General features: G+C 59.8%; 11 protein-coding genes and 2 pseudogenes. 3 read left to right on the forward strand and 10 right to left on the reverse strand.

Annotated elements, in window-relative coordinates; all coding sequences use genetic code 11:
- Window positions 1-117 precede the first annotated feature (117 nt).
- Window positions 118-816, forward strand: coding sequence for a ribose-5-phosphate isomerase RpiA (gene rpiA, locus EP30_RS06020; RefSeq protein WP_094664346.1), 699 nt, complete (start codon window positions 118-120; stop codon window positions 814-816).
- Window positions 817-1,385: 569 nt separating this feature from the next.
- On the opposite strand, the gene EP30_RS06025 is transcribed toward rpiA, so the two are convergent.
- Both EP30_RS06025 and EP30_RS06030 read right to left on the reverse strand, forming a co-directional pair.
- Window positions 1,386-1,475: a 30S ribosomal protein bS22 gene (locus tag EP30_RS06025; protein WP_004268639.1), complete on the reverse strand. Its 90-nt coding sequence runs from the start codon at window positions 1,473-1,475 to the stop codon at window positions 1,386-1,388.
- Between the two features lie 193 nt (window positions 1,476-1,668).
- A complete protein-coding gene (locus EP30_RS06030; RefSeq protein ID WP_140556978.1) occupies window positions 1,669-2,277 on the reverse strand; it encodes a hypothetical protein in 609 nt (202 codons plus the stop codon).
- 456 nt (window positions 2,278-2,733) lie between these two features.
- Here EP30_RS06030 and EP30_RS06035 point away from each other — a divergent pair, with 456 nt between their 5' ends.
- On the forward strand, window positions 2,734-4,410 hold the full coding sequence (locus EP30_RS06035) for a DNA repair protein RadA (RefSeq protein ID WP_258185392.1): 1,677 nt from the start codon (window positions 2,734-2,736) through the stop codon (window positions 4,408-4,410).
- A 29-nt stretch (window positions 4,411-4,439) separates the two neighbouring features.
- Here the strand turns inward: EP30_RS06035 and EP30_RS06040 are convergent, their stop codons facing one another.
- A complete protein-coding gene (locus EP30_RS06040) occupies window positions 4,440-5,213 on the reverse strand; it encodes a hypothetical protein (RefSeq protein ID WP_140556980.1) in 774 nt (257 codons plus the stop codon).
- A 176-nt stretch (window positions 5,214-5,389) separates the two neighbouring features.
- The gene (locus tag EP30_RS06045) at window positions 5,390-6,496 is read right to left on the reverse strand and encodes an A/G-specific adenine glycosylase (protein WP_140556982.1); all 1,107 of its coding nucleotides are present in this window, start codon (window positions 6,494-6,496) and stop codon (window positions 5,390-5,392) included.
- A 526-nt stretch (window positions 6,497-7,022) separates the two neighbouring features.
- On the opposite strand from EP30_RS06045, the gene EP30_RS06050 reads away from it, so the two are divergent.
- Window positions 7,023-7,622 carry a tRNA (cytidine(34)-2'-O)-methyltransferase gene (locus EP30_RS06050; protein ID WP_094664371.1) on the forward strand — a complete coding sequence of 200 codons (600 nt, stop codon included), beginning with the start codon at window positions 7,023-7,025 and terminating at the stop codon, window positions 7,620-7,622.
- A gap of 201 nt (window positions 7,623-7,823) precedes the next feature.
- Here EP30_RS06050 and EP30_RS06055 read toward each other — a convergent pair whose 3' ends face one another.
- From EP30_RS06055 to EP30_RS06080, 6 genes and pseudogenes are all read right to left on the reverse strand, one after another.
- A complete protein-coding gene (locus EP30_RS06055; protein WP_140556985.1) occupies window positions 7,824-8,789 on the reverse strand; it encodes an FIVAR domain-containing protein in 966 nt (321 codons plus the stop codon).
- Window positions 8,786-9,952 (reverse strand): hypothetical protein, encoded by a 1,167-nt coding sequence (locus EP30_RS06060; RefSeq protein WP_140556987.1) that lies wholly within the window; start codon window positions 9,950-9,952, stop codon window positions 8,786-8,788. Before EP30_RS06060 ends, EP30_RS06055 begins: the two co-directional genes overlap by 4 nt.
- A 179-nt stretch (window positions 9,953-10,131) precedes the next feature.
- Window positions 10,132-10,677: pseudogene (locus EP30_RS06065) on the reverse strand (phosphotyrosine protein phosphatase); the annotation flags it as partial.
- A gap of 127 nt (window positions 10,678-10,804) precedes the next feature.
- Window positions 10,805-11,650, reverse strand: a complete 846-nt coding sequence (locus tag EP30_RS06070; RefSeq protein ID WP_094664358.1) for a hypothetical protein — start codon at window positions 11,648-11,650, stop codon at window positions 10,805-10,807.
- Between the two features lie 91 nt (window positions 11,651-11,741).
- Window positions 11,742-13,133 carry a hypothetical protein gene (locus tag EP30_RS06075; protein WP_181160819.1) on the reverse strand — a complete coding sequence of 464 codons (1,392 nt, stop codon included), beginning with the start codon at window positions 13,131-13,133 and terminating at the stop codon, window positions 11,742-11,744.
- Window positions 13,134-13,269: 136 nt separating this feature from the next.
- Window positions 13,270-13,645: pseudogene (locus EP30_RS06080) on the reverse strand (hypothetical protein); the annotation flags it as partial.

The following is a 13,645-nucleotide window of genomic DNA, read 5'->3' on the forward strand; positions in this document are numbered from 1 at the left end:
CGACAATGCGGCAATATGGCCACCCCCGAAATTCCACGCGGCCGCCTAGACTGGGCAGGGAACTCATAGAACGTTCAAAACCGATCGCTCAGACGCACATATCGCGAAGGAGAAGACATGGATAAGGCACAGCAGGACGCACTGAAGAAGGCGGCGGGCATCGAAGCCGCCAAGCTCGTTGAGAACGGCATGATCGCGGGTCTGGGCACCGGCTCCACCGTGCGCTTCCTCGTTGACGAGCTTGGCCGCCGCGTGCAGGAGGAGGGCCTGCAGTTCACCGGTGTGACCACCTCCCGCCGTACCCAGGAGCAGGCCGAGGGCTATGGCATCAAGATCGTGGATGTGGATGATGTGGACCACATCGACGTGACGATCGACGGTGCCGACGAGGTGGACAAGAACTTCAACGGCATCAAGGGCGGCGGTGCCGCTCTGCTGTGGGAGAAGATCGTGGCCATCAACTCCAACAAGATCGTGTGGATCGTGGACGAGTCCAAGGTGGTCGACACCATCGGCAAGTTCCCGCTGCCCGTCGAGGTGATTCCGTTCGGCGCCGGCCACGTGGTCAAGAAGTTCGAGGCCAAGGGCTACAAGCCGGTGCTGCGTCTGGACGCCGACGGCAAGGAGGTGCGTACCGATGAGAACAACTTCATCGTCGACCTGCACCTCGAGCGCATCGATCATCCGCAGGATCTTGCCGAGGACCTGATCAACACCGTGGGCGTGGTGGAACACGGTCTGTTCCTCAACATGGTCGACACCGTGATCGTCGGCGATCCGAACGGTCCGCGCGTGATGACCAACGGCAACAAGTGATGCAACAGTGACCAGACGACGAACGGATACGATCCGATCCATCTGATTTCGCGGTTTATCCAGTAGTGCCGTCGACATCTTTGTCACAATATGACGATAGATGCCGACGGCACCTTTGTATATCGTTCTTTATATCCGTTTCCGCCATATACACGGGCAGTGAGTATTCATAACGTCGTGTGCCCACGACCATCGGGACCGTTCGATGCTTATTCGCCTTACGTGTACGTCCGATAGGCATCGCAGTCCATCCCCGATGCTTGTTTGACGCACACATACGACCGATAAGCACCGACACTCTTCCTCGATGCTTGCCCGACACATGCATGTGTCCGATAGGCATCGCAACACATCCACCATGCCCATTCGCCGTACGCATACGTCCGATACGCACCGTAACCCATCCCCGATGCTTGTCTGACGCATGCGCGCGTCATACAAGCAGCCCTTCGGCCACGCAACCAACCAACCCCAATCCCAATCTTTCACATATAACGAAAGGTCCCGAACCACGTCGTGTGATCCGGGACCTTTCCATGCTGTTGAGCTGCTCGCAACGGAGCGCAACACTACTTGCGCTGGTGACGAGTCTTACGCAGCAGTTTGCGGTGCTTCTTCTTGCTCATCCGCTTGCGGCGCTTCTTGATGACGGAACCCATCTGAAGCCTCCATTCTATACATGTCGAAAAGATTGCAACTTGCCCAATAGTACTACGGTTTTCGGACGAACACCACGAAACTCCCACACTTCGTGAGTAAAACGCCGATGTATCACCGAAAACGATCGACCGTCATACGCTTGACGGCCCATCCGTCCGGCCCGCGCACCCGGCGTTACAGGCGTTACGGGCATTACAGCGGGAACTGCTGATAGAACGACAGCACCGCATCCTTCGGGCCGGTCACCTGGAACACCGCCGTATCGTTCTGCCACACGGCCACAGCCTGCTTCTTATCGGAAGCATCGGCCTTCACCAAATACGTACCGGTGTTCGCGCCCGACACCTTCACATTGCCCTGGGCCAGTGTGTCGCCGGTGAGCGTTCCGGCCACAGCGTCATACTGCGTCTTGGCGGCATTCGAGTCGGACCACTGACCAACCAGCACGGTCAGATCCTGAGCCGTATCGCCGGTGGAATACGTGACCGTGTACTCCTCCACCGGATTCGCGGATGCCCAATCCTGCGCGGCTTCGGCACCGGTACGGGCGTAGTTGGTCACGGAGTCGGGTGCCGCCTTGAGCAGGTCCGTCGCGTCGGTCGGCAGAGCGCTCGCCTTGATCGTTGGCGTTGCCGGAGCGGACTGCGTCTGCGAGGCCTGACTGGATCCATTTTGATTCTTCATCGCCCATCCCGGCCAGATGAATGCGCTGGCCAGTGCCAGCAGCACGACCACCGCCGCGATGACCACGACAACAAGACGACGACGAGAGGAAGTGGAATTGTTATTAGGATTAGGCATACGGCGATTCTCTCACGGCGTTAGGACGCTCATACCCTGACCATTCGCAGTGTTTTTCTCAGGTTTTCGTCACGCTTGGCTCATCCTTTATCCACAAAGTTTCATTTTCACGATATTCTCGCCACGTTCCATCTCCTCCCCGCTCGTTAGTGTGATCACACTAATGGGCAAGGCTGGATAGGAATCGGGCTAGGGGGACTCGATCCGTGTGCCACGCGATCAGTTCGTCGCCATGCGCTAGTTCGTCGCCATGCGCTAGTTCGTCGCCATGCGCTAGTTCGTCGCCATCCGACATCTGCCACTTCACGCGTTTGACACCAACGTCGATCTCATGGCACCGTTGCCCAAGGATGTACAAGAATGTCCAAGACTGCTCAGCTCGACCATCATCCATGGTTCGTGCGGAATCTGATCGACATCGAACAAATGTCACCCAACGCCAATAGCGTGGAGATCATGGCGAAATCCTCAACTCAGTATCTGTGCTCGGAATGCGGCTGGAGCGGCGGCAAGTGGTTCGGTCGATGCCCCGAATGCGGCCAGTGGGGCACAGTCGAGGAATTCCATGAGGCACGACCGAGTTCGCGTACGCGCGCGGCGAAGATCACGGTCACGGAGACCGGTGTCGTGACCGCAGGAGGCCGCACCGGCACAGGCCGCGGCATCAACGCCGGAACCGGCTCAACGAATGGCAGTATCCGCGCCGGCAGGACGCGCGCCGCCGGCACCAACCCTGTCTACGACGTCAGCGCGGGCGGCATCGGCGCGGTCCGCACATCGCGTACGGAGGCCGTGTATGTTCCGGATAGCCTGATCACGCCGATCACCGAGGTGGCCGATCATGACGTGGATCGTATCGGCACCGGATTCGAGGAGTTCGACCGCGTGCTCGGCGGCGGCATCGTACCCGGATCGGTGGTGCTGGTGGCCGGCGAGCCCGGCATCGGCAAGTCCACGCTGCTGTTGGAGACCGCGGGACGCGTGGCCAAAAGCATTGGCGAGGCTGCTGTCAGCAACACGTCAGCCAGCGGCGATACCGCCAACAACACCGCCACCACCCCCACCGACCTCACCGGCAAGGTCCTCTACGTCTCCGGCGAGGAATCCACCGCCCAGGTACGCATGCGCGCCGGACGTATCGGTGCGGTGAACGAGAATCTGCTGCTGTCATCCACCACCGATCTGGCCACCGTGCTCGGTCTGCTCGAACAGGTGAATCCGCGTCTCGCCATCGTGGATTCCGCGCAGACCATCACCTCGCAGGACGTCGACGGCATCGCCGGCGGCTCCACGCAGGTGCGCGAAGTGGCGAGCGCGCTCATCGACGTGGCGAAGAGCCGCGGCATCCCCGTGCTCCTTGTGGGCCATGTAACCAAGGATGGCTCGATCGCGGGCCCGCGCACGCTGGAGCATCTGGTCGACGTGGTGTGCCAGTTCGAGGGCGACCCGCAGACCGCGTTGCGTATGCTACGCGCGGTGAAGAATCGTTTCGGTCCCACCGACGAAGTCGGTTGCTTCGACATGAGCGGCGAGGGCATTGACGAGGTGACCAATCCCGGCGCGCTGTTCCTGTCCGACGCGGACGACGCCGGCGGCACCGGCAGCGGCGGCTCGGCGAACACCGAGGGCACGTGCGTCACGTTCACAGTGGACGGCCACCGTAGTCTGCCGATCGAAGTGCAGGCGCTGGTCACGAATTCCGTGCTACCCACGCCTCGCCGCGCCACGAACGGCATTGATTCGAACCGTCTCGCCATGCTCGTGGCCGTGCTGTACCGACATGGCAAGGTGCCGCTGTTGACGAACGACCTCTATATTTCCACGATCGCCGGCGGTCTCGCCAAGGAGCCGTCATGCGATCTGGCCGTGGCGGCCGCGTTGGCGAGCGCCGCGTTCCATGCGCCGATCCCGCGAGACTGGGCCGCCATCGGCGAAATATCGCTGACCGGTCAGGTCCGCCCTGTTCCACGGTTGGAATATCGTCTGCGCGAGGCGGCCCGATTGGGTTTCACACATGTGGTGGTGCCGAAACATCGTCGCGGCGCCAAGCCGATATCCGTGGACGGCATCACCGTGATCGAGGTCGACTCACTGCCGCGCGCGTTGCGTGCGCTGGGCGTGGAACGTAAGTAGTCGCAGCAAGCCCCCTGCACAGCGATCCCCTACTGCACAGTGATCGTCACCGGCGAGGACTTGATCTTCTCATGATCGCGCACGGACAGCGTCGCCACATACGTGCCGGGATCCACCTTGGCACGTGCGTTCTCCGCCTGACACTCGCTGCCGGTGCTGGTCGTGTTCCACGCGATTGTCTGCGTGTCCTTGTCGGAACCGGTCATGAGCAGTTGCCGTGAATCCACCGGGCAGGAATCCGACCGCCAGACCGTGTTGTCACCGGACGTGATCGTCAGAATGCGTGACGCGTTCGACGCGTCGATCACACAGTCGCGTTTGCTGTCATGTTTGATCACGACCTTGAAGGTGACCTTGCCGCCCTGTGCGACGGTGGTCGTGTCGGCGGTCAGGTCCAGCGAGACATCGGACGCCGTGCAGTTGGGGATGCCGGGATTCTTCGCCTTGGTCGAGCTTTCCGACGCGCTGGGCGTGGCGGATTTCGACGTCGATGCGGATTCGCTGGGCTTGGCCGACTGGCTTGCCGACGCGCTGCTCTTGCCGTTCGAGGCACTTGCCGTGGCGCTCGCGCTTTGCGACGACGATGACGACAACGAACCGCTTACCGCCTGCACGCCACGGACCATGCCATACACCAGACCGCACAGTGCGGCGATCACCGCCAGCAATACGATCACTGCGACGATGCGACGACGACGATAGATCCGCTGCTGTTTCTTGCTGATTTTGCGCACCGGTTTCCGGGCCGGTTTTCTGGTGAATTTCTTCGGGGAGCCATTTGACGTGTTCTTCCGCTGTGCCATAGCACCGAGTGTAATCGGCACCACGGTATTCCAACCAGAACGGTATTCCAACAGAACCGTATTCCACCAGAACGGTATTCCAACAGAACCGTATTCCACCAGAACGGTATTCCAATGGGACAATATCCCGGCGGTCGGTATCCAGCAGGACAACGTCAGACCCGGATGGCCGTAAGTCACCGCGGCAATGTCAATGCCCCATCGGGCAGGATCTCAATCAGTCCGTCCTCGTCCAACGATGCGATGCACGCGTCAAGTTGCACATGATCAGCCCATAGTTGTTCGACCTGCGTTCGTGTGATCACACTAGCGGATTGGGATGGATGGGTTCCCGATTGGATTTCGGACTGCGCTTTACCCGCCTCGCGCAATGCGGCCATCACCAGACCGCGCACCTGACGATCCGTTCCCTGGAACCGCTGCCGTGGCCTGGTCCGCTTCTCCCCCAGCCCCGGCAGCCCGGCCTTCAGAAACGCGCAATCGTCCGACACCGGGCACGATTCGCACAACGGCTTCTTGGCCGTGCACACCACCGCACCCAACTCCATCACCGACTGGTTCCACACCACCGACTGCGCAGCATCGGCCGGCAGTACGGTAGCGGCAAGATCACGCTCGGCACGGGTCGCCGCACCGCCGCACGACTCCTCACCGAGGAACACACGCGACAACACCCGACGAATATTCGTGTCGATCACCGGAACACGACGACCGAACGCAAAACTACTCACCGCGCTCGCCGTGTAGTCACCGACACCGGGCAGATCCAGCAACTGCTCGTAGTCATCCGGCAGACGATCCCCGTAGGTGTCCGACACCACGCGCGCACACTCCTGCAGCCGCAGCGCTCGCCGCGGATAGCCGAGCCGCCCCCATGCGGTGATCACCTCGGCGGTGGGTGCCTTGGCCAGCGACGCCGCGTCCGGCCATGCGGCCATCCATGCCGTCCAGTACGGCACCACGCGGCTCATCTGCGTCTGCTGGCTCATCACCTCCGATACGAGTACACCCCACGGGGTGGCGCGACCGAACCGCCATGGCAGATCGCGCGCGTTTGCCTCCCACCATGCGGCCAGTCTGCGGCGGATACGTTCCCGACTGGTCTGCGTAATGCCACCATTCTGCCTGACGCCTCCGGTCTGTCTGACATCTCCGGTCTGCTCGGTGTCTCCGGTCCGCGCGGCGTCTATGGTCCGCTCGGTATTTACGGCCCGCGCACCGCCTCCGGTCCGCTTGCCATTCCCAGTGTGTGTGATGTCTGAAGTCCGTGTAACGCCTGCCATGTCTACCTGTATTTCCGTCGTTCGTGCCCAACCGCCAACCATATCGACTTGCATGATTTGCCATCAGCAACCATGCCAAACCCGCACCGATCGCGCAACTTCATTGGTCAGATAAGTAGGTCGACGCCGACGAATCACGTGACCAGACAACGGCATGACGCCGATCACCCACGGACTACATCCGTCGGCCACGACCGGTTTGACCCAGAGTCATGGTCGGTTTGATCCAGAAACCACGTCCGGTTTGACCCAGAAAGACAGAAACTGGGTATACCCGGTACACGAAGAGACCGATATCGGCTTGCTCGTGTACCGGGTATACCCAGAGCCGGTTGAAAACGGCCAGACAGCCGAACGCTAGAGAACGCTACGGAACTGTCGCTTGGCGTTCTTATTCTTGACGATTGTGAATATGGAACAGAATCCCGCGAACACGACTCCGACAACCCCCGGAAATCCGCAGAATCCCGCCGAAACCGAATCCGTCTTCGCCAACGCTTCCAATCCTGAGGCCAAGGTCGAGAAGATGTTCGAGTACGGCTACCGCAAGTCGAACTACGGTCCCGACGAACTGGTGACCGACGCCCATGGCAACCCGATCAGCGTGGTGGACGCCATGCTCTCCCCGCACGCCGCCGCCCAAGCGGAAACCGTCACCCCGCACCTGTGCTACTACTCGCCGCGTATTCCGGGCAACACCGGTTCGGCCATCCGCCTGTGCGCGGTGACCGGAACGATCCTGCATCTGGTTGAGCCGCTGGGCTTCAACCTGCGCGACACCAAGCTGCGTCGTGCCGGCCTGGACTACCATGACATGGCCCATGTGGTGCTGCATCCGAACTTCGAGAATCTGGTGGAGTCGATGCCGAACTCCCGCATCATCGCGTTCACCGCGCATGCCACCAAGCTGTACACGGATATCGAGTACCGTCCGACCGACATTCTGCTGTTCGGCCCCGAACCGGGCAACATTCCCGATCCGATGGACATCATGGAGGGGCCGCATGTGGCCGAGCAGGTGCGTCTGCCCATGCGTCCGAGCCTGCGCAGTCTGAATCTGACGAACTGCGCATCGATCGCCATCTATGAGGCATGGCGACAGCTGAATTTCGCCGGCGGCGAGTGAGTCCAATACCACCGACCCAATAGCCCCAGATACAGTTTCGCGCACTCTTCGACAACGAAGCCGAAGAGTGCGCGAAACCTATTACCAATCATCCTTGGAATTGCAACGGTTCTCCGAAAAACTCCCCGTTCACTGACCACAGTCGTTCACGAAGAGTGTGCGCAATTCTCGACCTCACCCCCCACGTGGAGGCCAAATCCTTTAGTTTGAGGTTCCTGTCTTTCCGGAATTGTTGCCGTTGTTCCCATTGCCGGAGTCGGTATTTCCCGTATTGCTGGATCCGTTGTTACCGTTGTTACCGGTGTTTTCATTGCCTCCGTTGCCGTTGTTGTTATTATTGCCGTTGTCCCCGGTGTTGTTACCACCAGTGCTGCCGGATTCCCCGGAAGTTGGCTCCTTGGATGTGGTAGGCGACGAAGTCGTCGGGCTCGGGCTGGTCGGCGAGGTGGAGCTCTTCGTGCTCGGCGAGGGGCTTGTGGTCCGTCGCGGCGTCGTGGTGCGGCGCCGGGTGGTTCCACTGTTGCTGTTCGAGTTGCTCGAGTCAGAGTCGTCGGACTCCGCCTGTCGTTGCGCCTCAAGCGCCGCCTGATACTCGTCCATCGACTTCTTGACGGCGTCGACCGCGCTCTGCAGATCGCTCTTCGCCTTGTTGAGATCGTCAACGGTGGCGTCGGTCTTCCCGAGCACGCCGTTCGCAGCATCGATCGCGGACTGCAGTGCGGTGCGCGTGGATTCATCGGACACTTCGCCTTCGCTGTCGGTCATGGTCTGCTGTGCGGTGCCGACGAGATCCTGCAGCTGCTGCTTGGCGGTGTCGATTTCCTTCTGCTGCTTGCTGTCGGTCACGGCCTTGGCCGCATCGGTCACCGCGGTCGCGGTCTTTTCGATCTTGTCCGCCAGCGTGCGGTTGTCCTTGGCAGCCGTGTTCAGCTGATCCGCCGAGGTCAAATATGTGCAGCTCTTCGCCTTCTCCATGCTGCCAGCCGTTTCGACCGCGGTCTTCAACGTGTTGACGGTGTTGGCATCGGCCACCTGGTCACCGGCGATGCCCTGCGCGTCCTTGGTGCTGCTCAACGCCTTACTGAGCTTTTCATTGGCGATGGTGACACGGTTGTTCGCCGCGATGCACTGGGTCATGGCATCAGAGTGGGCACTGTCTTTCTTCAACGAGTTCCAGTAGACAAACACGCCACGATCAGACCGATCACGACCAGGATCGCCACGACGATCGCCACAATCACCCACGGGGATTTCTTCTTCTCCTCGGGCTTTTCCTCCTCCACCATGTCATCGGAGAATCCGGTGCCGGCGAGCGCGGCCAACGCGGGCTTGTCACTGTGTTCGAAGTCGTCGGGAGCCGAAGACGGTCCGGCGAACTGCGGCAGATCGCCGAACGGTTTGGTGGCGTCGTCGCTGGGAGCTTCACCGGTCACGGATGCCGGGAACTGGATGGGCTCAATGCCCCAAGACGTGTCGACGATATCACCACCGTGCCGCGCGGATGCGGCGGCGGCATCGTCCGGGTACAGCCATGCGGATGTGGACATGGTCGACGTTTTGTCGGATGATTCGGCATTGGCGTTCGCCTCGGCGGCGGCATCGGCGAGCGCGGACGGAGAGAATACCATAGTCGGCGCTTCCGTGACGGTGCCGGGAACATCGACTGCCGACATATTCGAATCGGCGACCACCGTGGGTACGCCGGAAACCCCATCCGGTGCATCATCGTCGGCATGTGACGGATCGATCGACGGTGCGTTGACAGGGATGGAATTATCGAGATTGAGACCGTCAGAAATGGCATCATTCAGATCGAGCGACGACGTCGAAACAGGTGCAGTCGCTGGAGTTACCGGCATTGTTTCCGTTGCCGCGCCCGCGTTCGCGGATGTATCCGTCGGAAAGACGGTCGCATTGATATCCGGAATGGAAACATCCGGAATGACGATATCTGGAATGACATGGGCACCCTGACCGTAGTCATGCTCCTGCTCCTGACCAGAATCCGGACTCTGACCGGCAAAGTCCACATTGTCGTTCTTGCCGTCCACCGATTCAGCGGGAATATTCAGTGGAATATCCACAGGAGTGTTCACCGATGACACCGGAACGGGCCCGGATATCGAGTGGGAATCAGCAACGGCAGGCATGCCGGATCGTACGGACGATCCGGGAATATCGGCCATCATGGGCACATCGGCGCCCACGCCGGAAGCGGCGGCATTGGTCGGAGCCGGACCGACAACTGGTTTCTTGGCACCGTCACCGTTGATACCGTTGGCACCATTGGCGTCGTTGGGTGTGGAAGTGATGTTCTGATCGTCGGTCATTTCGTCAGGGTCGCCTTTCCGCGGTCGACGCCGGCATCAACAGGAGCGGCAATGGGAGGGAGCACAACGGTTTCCGCTGAGGAACCCACGGATTCAATAGCACTACCAGCACTACCAGCACTACCAACACTGTTCCCAATACCACGGGTCGCGGTCGCAGCTCCGGCACCGCCGTCCACATAATGCTTGCGCATGCTGTCCAGAATGATCCACAGCGCCTTGTTGGTCTGCTCCGCGGCACGGCAGAACACGTCGAAGCTCTTGCCCATCGGATCGTCCACGTCGCGCGGCGCGGGGATCATCGGTCGGATGAATGATGCGGCGTCGATCACGGACTGGAGACGCTCCTCAAGCGTCCGCCCCTTGACCAGTTGCTGCTGTGCGGAATACAGGCACATATTGGCGAATTCGGTCACCAGGAACGTATAGTTCACCGTCATCGGTGCCATCGAGACGATGTCGCGCCGCTGTTCCTTTTCGAAGCAGAGGATCAGGTCGGAGTCCTGCGCCATGTCGGCGGTGAGCGGCCGGGATCGGAACGCGCTGGAGTCGATGCCCACGCTGGTCATGAGCTTGGCGCTGGACTGGTGGATCGGATGGCTTTTCAGCCCCTTCACCCCGGCGCTGGACACCACGATCGACGAGCCGGCAAGATACCGCTTCATCATCAGTTCGCCCATGGGCGATCGGCAGACGTTGCCCGTGCAGACAAACATGATGCGCATGGATCGACCTCTACTTACCTTTTCCTTTGCCTGTTTACGTATGTTTCCTAATGGTTCCGTATTCCCATTTCCAGCATGGTCGCATAGATTACCGCCGAATGCAGGCCTGCATGGAGTTGGACGGGGCTCAGCCCAGCGAGGACTTATTGACGTTATCCACCGCACTCTGCAAAGCGCCAGCGGCGTTCTTGTACACGGTGGTGCTCATGATCTGGTTGGTGCTCACCAGCTGCTGTGCCTGATTGATCACGTCAGCCAGCTGAGTTCTCGCAGCCGGGTCGGCCTTGGACGCGGCCGCGGAACTAAAGAACAGCTGCACATCCTTCAGCTGGTTGGTAAGGTCCTGACGGGCCGCCTGGGCTTCCTTGGCATCCTTGGACTTCAGAACGGCATTGCTGGCATCCAGCACGTTTTCGTTCTTGGTGCCAAGATCACGGGTCTGCTTGGTGATGTTGTCGTCGACGGACTTGTTCTGGCCAATGCCCGCGCTCGGATTGCAGTCATTGGTGATCTGGGGCACGTTCTGCGTATCGGAGATGGCTTTCTGCAGATTGTCAAGGGTTGCGGGATCGGCCACCGCATCGGCGGTGACCTGGGTTGCCGGCTGCACGGATTCCACGGTCTTCTTGAGTCTGTCGGTGCTCTGCTGATAGATGGAGACGGACTGCTGGCAGGAGTCGAACGCAGCCTGGGTCGCATCCTTGTTCTGCAGGAACACAAACCCTCCGCATGCAGCGGCAGCCACGACGACCACCACCGAGGTGAGGATGATGGTCAGTCTGCGTGCGGGATCGGACGGTAGCACATTGCCGGAACGTGCGGCGAGCGCGCTGGGATCCAGCAACGGCATACGTCCGGTGGAGGTGGTGGGAGGGAAGGAGAACAGGGTGAATCCACCATTACCAGTGGAGTCATTTTTCGCACCAGCTGCGGCGCGTATGTTGTCAATCGGCCAATTGTATTCCTCTGCCATGCAAACCCTCTCCTGCAGTACCGCTACGAAACAATCCAATAGCTGTTTTACCAAACCCCCGCTACAGTTCGGGGGTGTTCACGGTCTTTCGTTACCTTACGCTTTTTCGCCCCGACCGATGCCGGCCTCGTGCAAAAACTTCACGTTTTTCACGAACACGCCCCTGTCCCGTCGTCCCTTGCCGGTTCGGATTCAGCCCCGTGAACCACAGGAACATCCACAATGCGTAGAATGCGTATCCCTCGAATTGGATGTACAGATAGATCAGCAGGAGGAACCAGCATATCGTCATTCGGTTCCACGCATGATTGCGATTGATATGCATGACGATCAGTACGATCGCGGCGATGAATAGCACCAGTCCGAATTCGGTGATGAAATCCACGTAGGCGTTCATGGTGAAGATGTAATGGTCTTCATGGAGGCTGCCAAGCAGTCGGATTTCATAGCTGTCCTGCGGATTGACGCCTAAAGCCATGATCACGCTGCTGGCAGCGTCGTATCCTCGTGCGATAGCATCCTTGAGGTTGCCCGCACCGAATCCGAACAGCATATGCAACGGGTCCGCGAGCCATGCCTCGATCGGTGCCAAGGAGCGGAACAGACGGGCGAACGCGGATGCGTCACCGGTCAGCACACCGTTCTGGAGTAATGACTGCACGCGCGCATTGCGGAGCAGTACCATGGCTCCTCCCACGCACACCGCCGCAAATCCCGCCGCCGCGATGGCTCGATTCCGCTTGTGCCGGAAATCCACAACTACGGCGATCCACAGCACGAAGGCCACCACCGTATCGATGAGAATCCTCACGCCAGCGCCCATGGCCGCAGCCCCGAACGCATACACCAGTATGAGCAAGAGCACGTCCTTACGTTTGGTGAGCCAGCAGATCGGCATGAGCACGCCGAACAGGTGCATGCCGATGTATGAGGGTTCAGCAAACAGGAACTGGATGTGATGCGGCACATAGCTGCGTTCCATCTTGAACTGGAAGAATCGGATGATGGTCTGATCGCCTGTATGCATAATCACGAACTGCAGCACACCCACGCCGAATGACAGCCAATAGGCCACGGCGATCACCGTGACCGCCGCCGATATGCTCAGTCGTTTGATCCGAAACGCCACATCGAGCGATATCAGACAGCTGATACCAGTGGCCAGCGCCACAAGAGTACGTACCGCGGTGTTGATATGGAAACCGATGGTCAGCCATCCGAAAACGGAAACGAGTACACAGATCACCGGGAACGCCAGAAGGGTGCCGTACCGGGCGACTGTCTTCGGCAGGGACCAAACGTTGAGCAGCGCATACGCGCCGAACAGGATCGGTGCGATCGGCGTCCAGTACATCATGGAGAAGCCGTATATGGTGCCGTCCACCGGCAGCATGAGGAACGCCAGATACAGCACCACGTCGGTGGGATCGGCGAATAGTTTCCGCCTGCGATCTTCAGAGCCGGTACGTTCAGATCGTTCCATTGGGAAAGCTACGTTCATCGTTCCGTTTCCGGCGTGACTCATATTGACCATCAACCTCCCTGATCGTATGATTCACTGTTATCGCCGCGGACATTTCACTTTGATATTTGACAAGTATTCCCGTCCGTATGCCGATTCAGTGCTGGTAATCATAGGTGATCTTCGGCTCGCCTATGACAGGCGTCTGATCGAACTGCAGAGGAGCCGAACCGGACGCGGTCGTCACATCATATTCCAGTGTCACCGTAGCGCCTGGCGCGATCGTGCATACCGGGTCCGCCCAGTATACCGTTCCATTGGATGAAAGCTTGGTGAACGCGCTTTGCAAAGCCGGCACCTGAACGCTCGAATTGCTGGTTATCTTGATGTTCGTGACACTACCGCCCGCCGGTTGCGCGATTATGAACGCGTGTCCTGCCACGCCCGGTTGGCCGAGCTGGTTGAGAGCCTCATGCAATGCCGTCTTGGCTTCGGCCGGCTGGTTGGATTTGTCCACTCGATCCCCAAGCATG

The sequence above is a fragment of the Bifidobacterium sp. UTCIF-39 genome, from assembly GCF_006408715.1.
GTDB lineage: Bacteria > Actinomycetota > Actinomycetes > Actinomycetales > Bifidobacteriaceae > Galliscardovia > Galliscardovia tissieri.